Annotated in this window: 15 protein-coding genes; 5 read left to right on the top strand and 10 right to left on the bottom strand. The window is 63.6% G+C overall.

The window, feature by feature from the left end; genetic code table 11:
- Positions 1-265: 265 nt before the first annotated feature.
- From ACZ1JW_RS14315 to ACZ1JW_RS14305, 3 genes are read right to left on the bottom strand one after another with little or no spacing between them, the layout of a single operon-like run.
- On the bottom strand, positions 266-1333 hold the full coding sequence (locus ACZ1JW_RS14315; RefSeq protein ID WP_465126126.1) for a phosphotransferase: 1068 nt from the start codon (positions 1331-1333) through the stop codon (positions 266-268).
- On the bottom strand, positions 1333-2526 hold the full coding sequence (locus ACZ1JW_RS14310) for an acyl-CoA dehydrogenase family protein (RefSeq protein ID WP_465141061.1): 1194 nt from the start codon (positions 2524-2526) through the stop codon (positions 1333-1335). The genes ACZ1JW_RS14315 and ACZ1JW_RS14310 overlap by 1 nt, the downstream gene beginning before the upstream one ends.
- Before the next feature lie 39 nt (positions 2527-2565).
- Entirely contained in the window at positions 2566-3327 is a 762-nt protein-coding gene (locus tag ACZ1JW_RS14305) for an SDR family NAD(P)-dependent oxidoreductase (protein WP_465141060.1), read from the bottom strand.
- A gap of 183 nt (positions 3328-3510) precedes the next feature.
- On the opposite strand from ACZ1JW_RS14305, the gene ACZ1JW_RS14300 reads away from it, so the two are divergent.
- Positions 3511-4125 (top strand): TetR/AcrR family transcriptional regulator, encoded by a 615-nt coding sequence (locus tag ACZ1JW_RS14300; RefSeq protein WP_465126129.1) that lies wholly within the window; start codon positions 3511-3513, stop codon positions 4123-4125.
- On the opposite strand, the gene ACZ1JW_RS14295 is transcribed toward ACZ1JW_RS14300, so the two are convergent.
- The 6 genes from ACZ1JW_RS14295 to ACZ1JW_RS14270 all read right to left on the bottom strand — a co-directional run bounded on the left by ACZ1JW_RS14295 (position 4126) and on the right by ACZ1JW_RS14270 (position 8354).
- Positions 4126-4692, bottom strand: a complete 567-nt coding sequence (locus tag ACZ1JW_RS14295) for a c-type cytochrome (RefSeq protein WP_465141059.1) — start codon at positions 4690-4692, stop codon at positions 4126-4128.
- A complete protein-coding gene (locus ACZ1JW_RS14290; RefSeq protein WP_465141058.1) occupies positions 4659-5201 on the bottom strand; it encodes a methylamine dehydrogenase light chain in 543 nt (180 codons plus the stop codon). Before ACZ1JW_RS14290 ends, ACZ1JW_RS14295 begins: the two co-directional genes overlap by 34 nt.
- 37 nt (positions 5202-5238) lie before the next feature.
- Positions 5239-5844: a thioredoxin domain-containing protein gene (locus ACZ1JW_RS14285; RefSeq protein WP_465141057.1), complete on the bottom strand. Its 606-nt coding sequence runs from the start codon at positions 5842-5844 to the stop codon at positions 5239-5241.
- Positions 5841-6401, bottom strand: a complete 561-nt coding sequence (locus ACZ1JW_RS14280; protein ID WP_465141056.1) for a MauE/DoxX family redox-associated membrane protein — start codon at positions 6399-6401, stop codon at positions 5841-5843. The genes ACZ1JW_RS14285 and ACZ1JW_RS14280 overlap by 4 nt, the downstream gene beginning before the upstream one ends.
- Before the next feature lie 8 nt (positions 6402-6409).
- The gene (locus ACZ1JW_RS14275; protein ID WP_465141055.1) at positions 6410-7585 is read right to left on the bottom strand and encodes an amine dehydrogenase large subunit; all 1176 of its coding nucleotides are present in this window, start codon (positions 7583-7585) and stop codon (positions 6410-6412) included.
- Positions 7586-7673: 88 nt separating this feature from the next.
- Positions 7674-8354 carry a TetR/AcrR family transcriptional regulator gene (locus ACZ1JW_RS14270; RefSeq protein ID WP_465141054.1) on the bottom strand — a complete coding sequence of 227 codons (681 nt, stop codon included), beginning with the start codon at positions 8352-8354 and terminating at the stop codon, positions 7674-7676.
- A gap of 184 nt (positions 8355-8538) precedes the next feature.
- Here ACZ1JW_RS14270 and ACZ1JW_RS14265 point away from each other — a divergent pair, with 184 nt between their 5' ends.
- Genes ACZ1JW_RS14265 through ACZ1JW_RS14250 form a run of 4 tightly spaced genes read left to right on the top strand, consistent with a single transcriptional unit; the run spans position 8539 to position 12733 of the window.
- Entirely contained in the window at positions 8539-9015 is a 477-nt protein-coding gene (locus tag ACZ1JW_RS14265) for a (2Fe-2S)-binding protein (protein WP_465141053.1), read from the top strand.
- Complete coding sequence (locus tag ACZ1JW_RS14260) at positions 9012-11174, top strand: xanthine dehydrogenase family protein molybdopterin-binding subunit (RefSeq protein ID WP_465141052.1); 2163 nt, start codon at positions 9012-9014, stop codon at positions 11172-11174. The genes ACZ1JW_RS14265 and ACZ1JW_RS14260 overlap by 4 nt, the downstream gene beginning before the upstream one ends.
- 10 nt (positions 11175-11184) lie before the next feature.
- Positions 11185-12162, top strand: a complete 978-nt coding sequence (locus ACZ1JW_RS14255; protein ID WP_465141051.1) for an XdhC family protein — start codon at positions 11185-11187, stop codon at positions 12160-12162.
- Positions 12163-12172: 10 nt separating this feature from the next.
- Positions 12173-12733: a nucleotidyltransferase family protein gene (locus tag ACZ1JW_RS14250; protein WP_465141050.1), complete on the top strand. Its 561-nt coding sequence runs from the start codon at positions 12173-12175 to the stop codon at positions 12731-12733.
- On the opposite strand, the gene ACZ1JW_RS14245 is transcribed toward ACZ1JW_RS14250, so the two are convergent.
- Positions 12721-14850 carry a penicillin acylase family protein gene (locus tag ACZ1JW_RS14245; RefSeq protein WP_465141049.1) on the bottom strand — a complete coding sequence of 710 codons (2130 nt, stop codon included), beginning with the start codon at positions 14848-14850 and terminating at the stop codon, positions 12721-12723. The two genes, ACZ1JW_RS14250 and ACZ1JW_RS14245, sit on opposite strands and share 13 nt — an antisense overlap.
- Positions 14851-14876 lie beyond the last annotated feature (26 nt).

The following is a 14876-nucleotide window of genomic DNA, read 5'->3' as shown; positions in this document are numbered from 1 at the left end:
TGCTCTTTCGAGCGTTTCAAAAATCCTGCAGGGATGTGATCTGTATCACAAACTGACTCCGCAATGGCCAGAGGTTGCAAAACGAGGTCCTGCGCCACTTCAGCACCCTTCGAGACCTCCGAATACGGCAATCGATTCGTCAGGCGGCGCGGGTCCGGACCGGGTGAGCGACTTGCCCCAATCAGACTTGGAAGAAGCAAGCCGACCACCGCCCCGATTGACGTGTGTTAACCTTCAGATCGAACCAATCCTTCGCGCGCGATCGTCAGATGCAGCGCTCCATCGCTTCGCGCGCCAGCCTCGCCAGTACCGGAAATGCCTCCGCGCGATCCTTCGCGTGTGCCGAAGCAGCGGTCCCGCGCAGATAGCGCCCCTTGATTCCGTGAAAGATCGCGGCCAACCGGAAGAAGTTGAACGCCATGTAGAAATCCCAGGACGGAATCGTCTCGCGCCCGGTGCGGCGGCAATAGGCGGCAACATACTCCGCCTCGCTCGGGATGTTCAGCGCCTGCAGATCAGCCCCGACCAGCCCCGCCACGATATGCGGCGGCATGTGGTACATCATCGCGTGATAGGCAAAGTCGGCCAGCGGATGGCCGAGTGTTGAAAGCTCCCAATCAAGCACGGCGATCACGCGCGGCTCAGTCGGGTGAAAGATCATGTTGTCGCAACGGAAGTCACCATGGACCACGCTGGTCTCGTCCCCCTCGGGGATCGCCGTCGGCAGCCATTCCACCAGCGCATCCATGTTCGGATCGCGCCCGGCCAGTTCGTCCTCGAGATACTGCTTCGACCAGCGCCCGACCTGACGCGCGAAATAGTTACCGGGCTTGCCATAGTCGCCAAGGCCGACGGCTTCGTGATCGATCGAATGCAACTGCGCAATCGTCGCGTTCATTGCGTCGAAGTAGGCTGGGCGTTCTGCAGCAGGCACATCCGGGAAGGTCGCCTCCCAGAAGATGCGACCCTCGACCATTTCCATCACGTAGAACCAGCTGCCGATCACGCTCTCGTCGGTGCACAGCCCATAGACGTGCGCAACCGGAAAGCCGACCGAGCCGAGCGCCGAAAGGACTTTCGCCTCGCGCTCCACCGCATGGGCACCTTTCAGCACCGGCCCGGGTGGCTTGCGACGCAGGACATAGTTCCGCCCGGGGGTAAGCAGTTTGTAGGTCGGGTTGGATTGCCCGCCCTTGAACTGCTCTACCGCCAGCGGACCTGCAAAACCCTCGACGTTCGCCTCCATCCAGCGGTAGAGCGCAGCTTCGTCGAAGCTGTACCCCTCGCGGACCGGAGTCGTCCCGGCGTTGGCTTCCTGCGTCGCGGCCGACATTACTGCGCGCTCCCGGCCTGGGCGTGACGCCAGTCGCGGCGGATCTTCTTGGCAAGGCTCCACTTATGGACCTCGGTGGGGCCGTCATAGATGCGGAAAGCGCGCACTTCGCGGAACATCTGCTCCACGATGGTGTCTGTGGTGACACCTGATCCGCCCATGACCTGCACGCACTTGTCCGCCACGCGCATCAGCGCTTCGGAAACGGCAACCTTGGCCATCGAGCTTTCAACGGTGCCGAGCGAGCCTGTATCGAGGACGCCCGCGCACCAGTCGATCATCAGTTCGGCCTGCTTCAGGTCGATCATGTTCTCGGCGAGCATGAAGCCCACGCCTTCATGGTCGATCAACTGCTTGCCGAACGCCATGCGGCGGTTGGCATAGTCGGACGCGATCTCCTGCGCACGGATGCAGCCACCCAGCCAGCGCATGCAGTGCGACAAGCGCGCGGGGCTGAGGCGCACCTGCGCGTACTTGAAGCCCTCGCCCGGCTCGCCAAGCATCTGGTCTGCCGAGACGCGCAAGTCCTTGATGTCGATCACCGCGTGGCCGCCAGGCATCGAGTTATCGATGGTATTGGGCACGCGTACGATCTCGATAGCAGGGTCTGGCAGGTCGACTAGGAACATGCATGCGCCGCCCTCCTCGTCCTTGGCCATGATGATGCCGACCTTCGCGCCCTTGGCCCCGGTGATGAAGGCCTTGCGCCCGTTGATCACCCAGTGATTGCCATCGCGGCGGCAGGTAGTCTGCATCATCGACGGGTCGGAGCCCGCGCCGCCTTCGCTCGCCGGCTCGGTCATGAAGAACGCCGAGCGCGATTCCCCTGAGACGAGTTGCTTGAGGAAGCGCTCCTTCAGTTCCGGGCTGCCGACTTTGCCGAGAAGGTACATGTTGCCCTCGTCCGGCGCCTGCGTGTTGCAGGCCAGCATCCCCAGCGGCGAAAGCCCCGAGCGGATAAGCACGACTGCCGTCTCGCGCTGGTTGAGATGACGGCCATCGGACAGGATATGCGGCGTCAGCACGCCTGCCTCGCGCGCCAGGCCACGCAGTTCCTGCACCAGTTCATCCGTCGGCGCGCCGTGATCGTCGCGGCGCGGGTCGCTCTCATAGGGAACAACGACCTCGCGGACGAACCGCTCAACCCGATCCGCGATCTCCAATGCGGCGTCCATGCCGATGCCATTTGCCATTATGTGTCTCCTGTATCGCGGGATCGGTTGGTAAACGTGTCAGCGCGGGGCCATGCGGATCGCGCCGTCGAGGCGGATCACTTCGGCATTGAGCATCGGGTTGACGACAATGCTCTCGACCATGCGCGCGTATTCCTCGGGCTTGCCGAGGCGGCTGGGGAACGGCACCTGCGCCCCGAGCGAGTCCTGCGCGTCCTGCGGCAGCGACTGCAGCAGTGGCGTCAGGAACAGACCGGGCGCGATGGTGTTCACGCGGATCCCGTAGCGGGCAAACTCACGGGCGATCGGCAGAGCCATGCCGACGACCCCGCCCTTGGATGCCGAATAGGCCGCCTGCCCGATCTGTCCTTCGAACGCCGCCACGCTGGCGGTGTTGATGATCACGCCACGCTCTTCGCCTACCTGCTCGGCATCGAAAATGCGGGCAGCGAACTTGGAGAGCACGTTGAAGGTGCCGATCAGGTTGATCTGGATGATCTTGCTGAAATCCTTGAGCGGGATCGCCTTGCCATCGCGGCCGATGACCTTGGCCGGCGGGCCGATCCCGGCGCAGTTCACCAGAATGCGCGCCTTGCCGTTCATCGCCTCGGCTTCAAGGATGGCGTTGTCGACCGCGTCCTCGTCGGTCACGTCGACCTTGAACAACGTACCACCGATGGCTGCTGCATGGGCCTGCCCCAACTGCTCGTTAAGATCGAAGATGGCGACCTTGGCGCCAAGCTCGGCGAGTCGCGCAGCGGTAGCTCCGCCCAGACCCGAAGCGCCACCCGTAACGATTGCGGCAAGACCATTGATTTCCATGACAAAATCATCCTTCCGGTCACTGGCAAACCACCTTTCGGAAACCAGTGAGAACAATATCTACTTATGAGTAAGTATTGTCCGAATGGGTATGGTGTCAATCGCAAGATTGCCCTACCCTGCCCGGATCAAAGACCCGGCACGTCCGGCTTTCCAACTGGCACATCACGCAGGTATCCGCATTTGGCCGAACGATCGCCCTTCAAGACCCCCGCCGAACGCACCGAGGAACGCGAGGCCAAGCGCATGGCCGTGCTCAGCGCAGCCGTGCGGATGTTCAACGCGCGCGGCTACCACCAGACCTCGCTTGACGACGTGGCCGCCAGCCTCGGAATCTCGAAGCCGACCATCTACCATTACCTTGGCAACAAGGAGCAGGTGCTGGTCGAATGCCTGACCATCGGCATGAACCAGTTGCTTGCCGCATCGGACGATGCCCGCGAAGTCCACGGTCGCGGCATCGATCGCCTCCGTGCCTTTCTGCAGGGTTATGCCGAAGTGAACATGGAAGACTTCGGCCGGTGCAACATCCTGACCGCAAACGAAGCTCTGTCACCCGACGCGCGCGAAACGATCCGGCTGCTCAAGCGCCGCATCGATGGGGTTCTGCGCGAACTCGTGGAACAGGCGATAGCGGACGGCTCGGTCGCGCCGTGCGATCCGAAGCTCGCTGCGCTAACTCTAGCGAGCGCGCTCAACGGCCCCGCCCGCTGGCATCGGGCGGATGGCCCGCAATCGCCGCGGGAGATCGCGAAGACGCTCGTCGATTTCCTGGTAGCGGGCCTCGCCCCACGCTGATCAGGGATTGCGGTAGAAGTCCTTGAACGAAGCCGGCGCGCCGCACTTTGCAATCGCGGTGGCCACATGGCGCTTGCGCTCGCTCACCAGCGAGGCCGACGTCAGCGCGAACTGCCGCTCGTACCCCACTTCCCTGGCTGTGAATGGCTGCGTCCCCGGCAACACGCTTTCCCCACCAAGGCCAAACACCATGAAGTTGAGCATGTCGGCCAGCTGCTGATTGTCGGATATCCGGCTCTTTGCGATGTTGGGCAGGCGCAGCAGATAGGCGCGCGTTGCAGGCGTGCACATCATGTAGCCCACCCGTCCGCGCAATTCCGGCAACCTGGCGGGCGCTGACAGCCCCTGCACGCCATGGCAACCGGCACAGTGCTCTACATAGTCTGCCTTCGCCAATTCCTGATCGCCAATAGCGGCCAGCCCATGCGCCACGGTTTCAGCACGCGGATCGCCCTTGGCCGCAAGCCCAGGCGCCACAATGGCCAGCGCCGTAACGAGTCCTGCCAGAGCCAGCGAGCGCACCGCCGCCTCCGTCAGGCCGCGCCGATCATCATCGCGGTCGAGCAATGATACTCCATGCTGCTCGTGCCGAAGCACCAGATGACGTTGTTGTTGAGCTGCGGCAAATAGAGCTGCGTCTCGCGATCGGTATTGTCGCAGCCGCACTGGCCGCAGGCAGGCTTTCCGCAGCAATCGCGATAGGCGATCATGTAGGCCTTGCCGTCATCGGGATTGATGCACGATCCCACCCAGGAGACCGGCGAAGGCTCAGCCCCTGCCGGGCAGGTATGAATGCCGCCGCCGCAGCAGGTGCACAGCGCACCGTCGATGGCGCAATAGCGCCAGTAGTTGCACTTGGTATCGTCCTTGGTCTGGGCAGTGCGGGCAAACGCGGTCTTGGCCTCGGGCGAGCGATCCGGCTTTGCCGCTTCGGCACGGCTCACCGGCAGCAACGGGAATACCGGCGCCGCCACCAGCGCAAGGCCAAGGCGCGACAGGATGCCGCGGCGCGAGGTGCCACCGGCAAGGCGGCGCAACAGCTTCTCGCCCATCGCATCGGGATTGAAACGCTTCATCGAATGCCCCCTTCTAACGCTTTCCCGTCGCGACCGATCAGGCCGCCTCGACCTTCTTCAACTTGCCGATGTAGTCCTGAACCGTGGCGATCCCCATCTCATGCGCCACCACCAGGCTCTCGAGATGCTCGCGGCTGTTCACCAGTCCCTTTGACAGGATGGTACCCTCGGCGTCGAGCAGCACCGCATAAGGCAGCTTGCCCACTTCGAACGCCTGCCCCACTTCCGGCCCATTGATGAAGCGGTAGCCTTCCAGCCCCTGCACCGCGATCAGCCCGCGCTGGACCTGCACGTCGTCGTCGCCGACGAAGGTCAGTTCCACGCGCTCATCCTTGGCGAAGGATCGCGCTGCCGGGATCAGGCCCTTGCACAGCGGACACGTCGCCGAGACGAACATCAGCAAGCGCAGCGGCACGGTCTTGGAAGGACCGCCCACAATCACGTCCTTGCCGTCAAGCGTATGGGCCGGAACTGCCGGAGCCTTGCCGCCCACCGCCGGACCACCGCTCGTCTGCAGCGCGCCTGCCGGTGCAACCCGCATGTGCAGCACACCAACCTGGCGTGCCAGCGCCAGCAGCGTCACGACCAGTGCGAGAATGACCACCCAGGAAAGCACCTGGGCCACGATCAGCGCCGTCATCATCGCATATTCCTTTCCATGGCAAGCGGGCCCTTCGCCAATGCCGCAAGGGCATTGACCAGCAGGGTCATGAGATAGAGCGCAGCACCGCTTGCAAGTCCGATCAGCCAGCCCGCAGACCCCGGCGCTGGCAGTTGCCCCAACGCAGGCAACAACAGCGCCGCCAGCACGAAGTTGCGGATTACGAGCGTTGCACTCAATGTCTGGCGCAACTCGGAGCGACCGCATCCGCAGTCTATATGCGAACGCCCACGACGAATATTGACGGCCATCGCCGCTGCGAACAGCAGCAACAAAGCGGCAGCCGGAATTGCCGCGAGGCTGATCCCGGCGATCAGGAAAAGTCCGATTGCCACCTCTGCGGGCGGGAGCAGACTGGCGACCGTCCCCACCAGCGCTGGCGGCAGCAGGCGGTAGTTCGCGACAACACCCGGGAACACCCGCCGATTGCGCAGCTTGGCGATTCCGGCCGTGAGGAACACTGCCCCGACACCGAACGCGGCTGCATACCCGGCTATCCCCAGCGCTGCGCCGAGATTTAAGCCGAGAGTCGGGGCCATCTCGATGATCACATCGGCTCCACGACCGTGATCAGGCCGCTTCCGCCATTCTCGATCTTGTGCTTCACCTCGCCGGTCTTGGAATCGATGATCACGGCATCCTTGCCGCCGCCGTTGACCATGATCATCGCCGCATCATCCTGCGTGATCTGGATGTTGCTGGGCTCATCCTCGACCGGGTAGCGCTTGACCACCTTTTTTGCTGCAAGATCAATGCCCCAGATTTCCTCGGCACCTTCCTTGTGGCTCCAGTATTCGCCCTTGTGCATGAGCACCCAAAGTACGCCTGTGGGCCGGTGCAGCGCCATCGGCTGCATACCGCCGGGATACCACGCGATGTCCAGCGGCTTCACATCCGCCGCCCTCATCCCTCCTGCTTCCTGAATGGAAAACGGCGCCCCCACTTCCACCTTGGCCCCGACCGTCGCGGTGCGGACCATGCCGGTGTAGCTGAGCATCACGACCTGCTTCTTCTTGCGGTCGTACACGGTGTTCGACCAGATCGGGTCCGCCGCTGCATCGAAAAAGGGTTCGGTGCGGGTGATATCCTGCGTCGCCCCCTTGATCGCCACCGTGGCAATCGTCCCGTCGGCACAGAGCGATGAAAAGCCGACACCCGGATTGGGGATCATTCCTGCACAGCCCGGAAGCTCGATCGCCCGCACGAATTTGCGCTTCGCCAGATCGATGATGTTGACCGAAGAGGCCGGGTCGAAGTTGTAGTCGTAGGCAGTCTTCCCGTCGTCGGTCAGCACGAAGTTGGTGGAGAACCCGCCAACGATCAGGCGTCCCGGCGTCGGGATCTCGCCCAGAAGCTTCAACGTCTTGCTGTCATAGACCGAGACGAGGTCCTGCCGCGTGCCCCGGTTGACCTTGGACCACATCGTTTCGGCCACGTAATAGAACTTGCCCGCCGGATCGATGCCAAGGTCCGAGTCCCGGCTGGTGGCGATCATGCCGACCATCTTGCCGGTGCCTGCATCGAAGATGCTCGTCCCGGCAGAGCCCCAGCCACCGCGCACGAAGAACCATGTCGGCTTGGGCGGCTCCATCGTCATCACGCCCGGCTCTTCGGCCTCGGGCACGACGGCTTCGGCCGATGCCACCGCGGCGTTCATGGTGGCGAGCGAACCTGCCATCGCCGTTCCGATCAGAACCCGCGCCAACTTGCGTCCAAGCGTCATTCCGGCCCCCTTTGCCTAACCGACGGCAAGAGACTTGACGACTGTCCAGATTCGGTCAACGCCTTTTTTGCGCCTGCGAAGAGAACGGCTATTTGCGGTCGGCCAGACCAGCAATCTCTGCCGACGTCACCGTCTTGGCAAGCGAAACAAGCGCATGGGTAGCAATCGCGGTAAACGCGCCCATTCGCGAAGCCCAGGGCTTCTCGTAGCCAAGGAACGGAGTCGCCCCCTCCATCGAAGCGCTGATGTAGAGCGCAACGTCGCGCACTTCCTGCGCGCTCAGCGCCGGGTTCAGTTCGGCGGTGTATTCGGCGATGAAATCGTGGACGCGCTGATAGAACAGCCGCACACGATCGGCGACAAACTCGTTGTGGTTGGCCAGCGCCCACAGCTCGGTGAACAGCCGCGTGGTTCGCTTGCCCGCGATATCGTCAAGGCACATCACCACGATCAGACGCAGCCGCTCCTCGGCATCGAGGCCCGGCTGGCGCACCGTGCGCTCGAGCAGCTTGTCGTAATTGCCGATGATATCGTCCAGCAGCGTCTGGATCAGCAGTTCCTTCTTGGGGAAGTGATAGCTGACATTGCCGACCTTCATCCCGCACTCGGCGGCGATGCGGCGGATGGTGAAGGCACCTGCCCCTTCATCGATCAGGACACGCAAGGCCGCTTTGATGATTGCGTCCACCGTTTCCGTGCCACGCGCATAAGTGCCCGGACGCGGGGCGGACGGAAGGTCCGTGTCGAGAGTATCCGGTCGGGCAGCCATTGTCAGACGCGCATAACACCACCTGTCGCCAAGACCAAGGACGCGCATCACCGGGCGATCAAAGCGTTCGATTGCCCAACAAGGCGCTTGACCGGCCCTTGATGGCTGTCCAGATTCATTCGTGCGCGACATGGCTGTCCACGTCCGCGATCCCGGCATTCGGAAGACCCAAGGATTTGAGACGATGAGCATTTCCCTCACCGTGAACGGCCGCAAACGCATCGTTGAAACCGATGCCGACAAGCCCCTGCTCTGGGTCCTGCGTGAGGATCTCGACATGCCGGGCACCAAGTTCGGCTGCGGTGCCGGGCTGTGCGGTGCTTGCACCGTCCACCTTGATGATGACGCCGTACGCTCCTGCCAGACGCCCATCGCCGATGCCGCAGGCAAGTCGGTCACCACGATCGAAGGCGTCGGCCTCAACGATCTCGGCAAGCGCGTGCAGGAAGCGTGGATCGCGCTCGACGTGCCGCAGTGCGGCTATTGTCAGGCCGGCCAGATCATGTCCGCTACCGCCCTGCTCAAGCAGAACCCCATGCCCACGCCCGAGGACATCGACGGCTGGATGAGCGGCAACATCTGCCGCTGCGCCACCTACATGCGCATCCGCGCCGCGATACGCACCGCCGCAGGCCTGCCCACCGAGGAGTCCGTGGCATGAGCGACGCAATTTCGCTTTCGCGCCGCTCCTTCATCGCCACCTCGCTTGCCGGCGGTGCAGTTCTGACGCTCGATGCCTCGGTCGTCCTCGCCGCAGCAACAACCGCGGCTCCTGCCGACGTGCTGAACGCCTTCGTCCGCATCAACGCCGACAACACCGTCACCATCGGCGCCAAGAACCCCGAAATCGGCCAGGGCGTCAAAGTCATGCTGCCGATGCTCATCGCAGAGGAAATGGATCTCGACTGGGAGCAGGTTCGCATCGAGCAGACCGATGCCGACGAGAAGCGCTACGGCCCCCAAGTCGCCGGTGGCAGCACCGCCACTCCGCGCAACTGGCTGCCGATGCGCCAGGTCGGAGCGGCTGCCCGTGCCATGCTCGTCTCCGCCGCGGCAAAGAAGTGGTCGGTTGAACCCGCCGCACTGACCACGGCAAAGGGCGCTGTGATCCACGGAGCCTCCGGCAAGAGCGCGACTTATGCCTCGCTCGCCAAGCTGGCCGCCACCGAAACTGCGCCGGATCTCGCCAAGGTCCCGCTCAAGGACGAGAAAACCTTCACGATCATCGGCAAGTCCAAGCCCGGCGTCGACGTGCCCAAGATCGTCAAGGGTCAGCCCCTTTACGGGATCGACACCCGCCTGCCCGGCATGGTCCACGCCGCCGTGGTCAAGTGCCCCGCCCACGGCGGCACCGTGGCCTCGATCGATGATGCAGCCGTCAAGGCAATCCCCGGCGTCCTCGCCGTTACCGCTGTCAACAGCGGCTTCGTGCCCGAAGGCAAGTCCGACACTGTCGTGATCATCGCCGACAGCTGGTGGAAGGCCAGCAAGGCGCGCGAAAAGCTTGGCGTGAAATGGGACGATGCCGCCGTCACCGGCTTCACCACGGCAAAGTACGAAGCCGACGCTGCCAAGCTGGTCACCAGCGCCCCGCAGGCCAGCCTGCTCAAGACCGGCGATGCCGATGGCGTGCTGGCCAAAGCGGCCAAAGTGATCAAGGCGGACTACGACTATCCCTTCCTCGCCCACGCCCCGCTCGAACCGCAAAACTGCACCGCGCTGTTCAAGGACGGCAAGCTCGAGATCTGGGCGCCCAGCCAGAATCCCGGACAGGGGCGCGCCGAAACCGCCAAGCTCTGCGGCCTGTCGCCCGATGACCTTACCATCCACCTGACCCGCATGGGTGGTGGCTTCGGCCGCCGCCTGATGAACGATTACATGGTCATCGCGGGACAGGCGGCAAAGGCCCTCCCCGGCAAGCCGGTCAAGGTCCTCTATGACCGCACCGACGACTTCCGCCACGACTTCTACCGCCCCGCTGGCTGGCACCGCTTTACCGCAGGCCTCGATGCCAGCGGCGCACTGGTTGCCCTCAAGGACCACTTCGTCACTTTCGGCAAGGACGGCAAGCCGATCCGCGCCGCGCAGATGGCGCCGACAGAGTTTCCCGCACCGGTCGTGCCCAATGTCGATCTCGGCATCAGCTACATGGCGACCAACCTCGCCACCGGCTGGCTCCGCGCGCCCACGTCGAACGCGATGTCCTTCGTATGGCAGTCGTTCATGGACGAGGTCGCCGAAGCAGCCGGGCTTGATCTTCCCGAATTCATGCGCCGCACACTGGGCCCCCCGCGCGAGATTCCCGGCGAGCGGGTCAGCTTCCACACCGGTCGTGCCCGCGGCGTGATAGACGCCGTATGCAAGTCTGCCAGCTGGAAAGGGCGCGAAAAGGGACGTGGCTTCGGATTCTACTTCAGTCACCTTGGATACTTCGCTGAAATCGTTGACCTTTCCATGAAGAACGGTGCTATCAGCATCGACAAGGTCTGGGTCGCCGGAGACATCGGTGCGCACGTGATCAACCCGATCAACGCGATGAACCAGGCGCAGGGCTGCGTCATCGACGGGATCAGCCAAGCGCTCATAGGCCAGAAGATCGTGCAGGAAGCCGGGGCCATCACCGCCGAGAACTTCGGCGATTTCGCGCTCATGCGCATCGATGCCGCTCCGCGCGCCATCGCCGTCGAGTTCGTGAAGACCGATTTCCCGCCAACCGGACTTGGCGAACCCGCCTTGCCACCGGTCATTCCGGCGCTGGCAAACGCGGTCTATTCGCTCACCGGCAAGCGGCATCGCCGACTGCCGCTGGAGATGGTATAGCCCGCGATCTATGGTCGCCACGACTCCGCTGGACATCCTGAACTTCCTCGCCGCCCGCGCGGAAGAAGGCATTGATTGTACGCTGGTCACGCTCGTTGCCGTGACCGGCGGCTCTTCGCGTGCGGTCGGCGCACAGATGGCCGTGGCCGCTGACGGACGACGGATCGGCTCCTTTTCGGGCGGATGCGTCGAGGACGCCGTCGCCGCCGAAGCCATCGACGCTTTGCGCGAAGGCTGGGGCCATGTCGTGCGCTATGGTGTGGGCTCGCCCTATATCGACATCCGTCTGCCCTGTGGCGGCGGGATCGATCTGCTGTTCACCCCGCGCCCCGATCCTGCGGCAATCAGCCAGGCCATTGCGCAGCTCGCAGCGCGCCATCAGGCAGCTTTGCGCATCGAATGCGACAAGGTCATTCTCGCCGATCCCGCCGATCAGTCAGCTTGGGACGGCATTGCACTCACGCATTGCTACCAGCCACCACTCACGGTCCATGCCTTCGGCCAAGGTGAGGATCTCACGGCTTTTTGCCGTCTGGCCAAGGCTTTCGGCACCACAGTTCATGCGCTATCTCCCGAAACCGAAACTTGCGCGAGCCTTGAGGCCGAAGGCGTAGCCGCAACGCTTCTCCACACCCGGAACACCATGCCTTTGACGGATGTTGACCCGTGGTCTGCCATCGTCTTCCTGTTCCACGGGCGTGACTGGGAGGAAGGCCTGCTTCCCCAGACACTGGCTTTCCCGGCGTTCTATCACGGTGCCATCGGCAGCCGCCGGACCCATGCCGCGCGCCTTGATGCCATGCGCGCTGCAGGCATCTCCGAGGAACGGATCGCAACGCTTCGCGGCCATATCGGCCTGATCCCCGCTACGCGAGATCCTGCAACGCTGGCGCTTTCGGTCCTTGGCGAGATCGTCGCCGAATACAATGCCCTCGCCAGATGGACTTACTGGACCGGAGCCCCACTGGAAGCCCAAGCCGCCCAATGAGCGTGAAGGCATGAGCGCCGAAGGCATTGCGCTCGTCCTGCTCGCAGCCGGGCGCGGATCGCGTTTCGGCAGCGCAAAGCTGGCCGCGTTGCTCGGTGGTAGGCCGCTGGCCCATCACGTGGCAGAAAGCCTTTCCGCCCTGCCCTTTGCCCGCCGCCTTGCGGTCTGCTCGCCAATGACGCCCGACCTGCCGGGGTTCGAGAGGGTCCTGATCGACCCACCCGACGCACCGCTATCCCGTTCGATCGCTACCGGAATTGCCAGCGTGCGGGATGCACAAGCTGTGCTGTTCGCGCTGGCAGATATGCCACTGGTGCCAGCAAGTCACTTCGCCCGCCTTATCGCCGAGTTCGATGGCAACCGCATCGCCACACAGGTCGGGTTGCTGACAATGGTCCCCGCCATCTTCGGCGCAAGCCACTTCCCGGCGTTGCAGTCGCTTCAGGGGGATCGCGGCGCAGGCGCGCTCCTCCGCGATGTTCCGTCCGTTGACCTCGCCGAAGATCTTGCCCTCGATATCGACAGGCCCGAAGACCTGCAGCGCGCCGAAGACATGCTTCAAGGGCGGTAACTGCGCTCCACATGGCCTGCGAGATCTTCAGGGTAGAAGTACACTGGTCGCATCCCGCCCGAGGCATAGAGCCCAGCCTGATCGTTGAAGTGCAGTGATCCCTCTCGCCCGCTCGCTCCGCCGGACGACACTGCCATGGCCCGCACCTTCGCCCCGAACTCCACCACCGCGACAAAGCTGTTGCCGCTTGTGCCATACCAGCGCCGCGTGCCCGGATACTGCTTGGCCCCGAACGAGGCGAGCGAGCCCCAGCGCGCCGAGGCGAAGGCCACAGGAAGGCTCGGTTTGTCGTCCGCGAATTGCCGGACGATGGCCGAGGTCGTCCGCTGATAGCGATTGACCTCGCCCCAGGGCACCTGCCACCCGCCGAAATCTGCCGTCAGCTTTGCAACGGCGCGCGCCAGTGCATCCCGGCGCTGTGCCGGTGACGTCCGCCGCATCTCGTCGAACACGTTGCCGTGCCGGGGCAACGCGGTCTGAACGCTCGCGCTCAACTCCTCGCCCCAATAGTTGGCAAGGCTCATGGCCTGCGAATCCATCGACCAGCGCCGGTCCCACCCTTTTAGCAGCGCCACCGGCCCTGCCAGCGGATCGCCTGCGACAACCTCGGGCAGACCGGGGATCAGGTCCTCGAACAATGGCATGTGCGGATCGTAAGCCAGCGTGCGCAGCGTATCGAGATCGAGCGACTTGGCCTTGCCCAGAAGTTCCAACGCGTGGTCCCCGCGCGGATTGGCGCCGACCTGATCGAACGTCGCCGCCCAACGTGCCGGATCAACCGTCCCTTCGCCAGCGGCACGCCATGGCGCATCGTTGGAATTGTACAGCCAGCCCGCTGCCGGATTGAGCACATCGGGTCGTTCACTTGCCTGATAAACCCCGCGCCAGTCCGCTGCCGGATTGCTGCCGTCCACCGGATCGCGATAGTCGAACCGTGCATCCCGTCGCGGCGCGAACTGCGGCAGCAACAGCGCGATATTGCCCGCCCGATCGGCAAAGAGCGTGTTGTTCGAGGAATTGGCCTTCAGCTCCGCCGTCTTCAGAAACTCCGCTTGCGTCCGCGCCTTGGTCCGCAGCCATGACTGGCTGAGCGCTGCCACCGGCCGGTGCATCAGTGACAGGGCGATCCAGTTGCCCTTGCTGTCACTTCGCACGACCGGCCCATGCACGCTTGCAAAAGTGGTGAAGGTCTTTTCACCCAGACTTCCATCCAGTTTCCTGTAGCGCAGGGTCACCGGCTTCTCAGCAAATGGCTTCAGGACATTTCCACGCCTGTAGAACCACTTGCCAGACTTTCTTGATACCGTCTCGACAAACTCGTCGACATTGTCGGCGCCGCTGGTCGTATGCATCCAGCCAAGGTTCTCGTTGAACCCCTGGTAAATGAAGAATTGCCCCCAGGTCGACGCGCCATAGGCATGAAGCCCCTCGTCGCTGCGCATCTCCCGCTCCGAGCGGAAAAACAGGGAGGTGTGGGGGTTTATCAGCAGGAGTGCATGTTCATTGGCAGACATCTTCGGCGCGATTGCAATGCCGTTCGATCCACGCGGCTCGTTGTCGCGCACGGTCTCCATCGCCAGCGCCAGCGGGCTTGCCTCGCCTCCATAGAATGCGGCGAGCGGCTTGAGCGGGGCCTTCTCGATGTCGCCACCGATCGAGCCTTCGGTGAACGACAGCGCCATCCACGGCTCGAACCGTGTCAGCACTTTGGGCCGATCTTCCGGATGCGTGGCAATGTAGTGGTTGAGCCCCGCCGCCCATGCGTCCATCAGCCTGCGCAACCACGCGGGTGAGCTTGCATAATCGCGCTTGAGCGCTTCCGGATCGATCCACAATCGCTGGCGCAGGTCCTGCCAGAGGAAGTCCTCGCCCTCTGCCTCTGCACGCCGCCCCAGCGCGGTCAGCAGGTTTGCCTCCACGCGCGGAAAATCGTCCTCGGCTTGGGCATAGATCGCACCGAACACCGCGTCCGCATCCGTCTTGCCGCGCACATGGGCAATGCCCCAGTCGTCGCGGGTAATGCTGACGTCATGCCGTCGAGCTTCCGCAGCCGATGCAGGCACGCTGGTCAGCAGGAGCGCCGCCAAGGCGCTGCGGGAAAGGGGCTGGATCCTCATCCGAAGATCATAGCGCCTTTCCCGCA

The organism is Novosphingobium sp. BL-A-28-Hi1-0D (assembly GCF_055521755.1).
Note: the sequence above shows the minus strand (reverse complement) of the source record. Positions and strands in the feature narration are given on the sequence as shown.

Coding starts and splice junctions, on each gene's coding strand:
- ACZ1JW_RS14305 (WP_465141060.1), bottom strand. CDS start 3,327: ATGGAAATCAATGGTCTTGCCGCAATCGTTACGGGTGGCGCTTCGGGT.
- ACZ1JW_RS14255 (WP_465141051.1), top strand. CDS start 11,185: ATGGTCGCCACGACTCCGCTGGACATCCTGAACTTCCTCGCCGCCCGC.
- ACZ1JW_RS14245 (WP_465141049.1), bottom strand. CDS start 14,850: ATGAGGATCCAGCCCCTTTCCCGCAGCGCCTTGGCGGCGCTCCTGCTG.
- ACZ1JW_RS14260 (WP_465141052.1), top strand. CDS start 9,012: ATGAGCGACGCAATTTCGCTTTCGCGCCGCTCCTTCATCGCCACCTCG.
- ACZ1JW_RS14250 (WP_465141050.1), top strand. CDS start 12,173: ATGAGCGCCGAAGGCATTGCGCTCGTCCTGCTCGCAGCCGGGCGCGGA.
- ACZ1JW_RS14280 (WP_465141056.1), bottom strand. CDS start 6,401: ATGGCCCCGACTCTCGGCTTAAATCTCGGCGCAGCGCTGGGGATAGCC.
- ACZ1JW_RS14310 (WP_465141061.1), bottom strand. CDS start 2,526: ATGGCAAATGGCATCGGCATGGACGCCGCATTGGAGATCGCGGATCGG.
- ACZ1JW_RS14275 (WP_465141055.1), bottom strand. CDS start 7,585: ATGACGCTTGGACGCAAGTTGGCGCGGGTTCTGATCGGAACGGCGATG.
- ACZ1JW_RS14290 (WP_465141058.1), bottom strand. CDS start 5,201: ATGAAGCGTTTCAATCCCGATGCGATGGGCGAGAAGCTGTTGCGCCGC.
- ACZ1JW_RS14265 (WP_465141053.1), top strand. CDS start 8,539: ATGAGCATTTCCCTCACCGTGAACGGCCGCAAACGCATCGTTGAAACC.
- ACZ1JW_RS14285 (WP_465141057.1), bottom strand. CDS start 5,844: ATGATGACGGCGCTGATCGTGGCCCAGGTGCTTTCCTGGGTGGTCATT.
- ACZ1JW_RS14315 (WP_465126126.1), bottom strand. CDS start 1,333: ATGTCGGCCGCGACGCAGGAAGCCAACGCCGGGACGACTCCGGTCCGC.
- ACZ1JW_RS14270 (WP_465141054.1), bottom strand. CDS start 8,354: ATGGCTGCCCGACCGGATACTCTCGACACGGACCTTCCGTCCGCCCCG.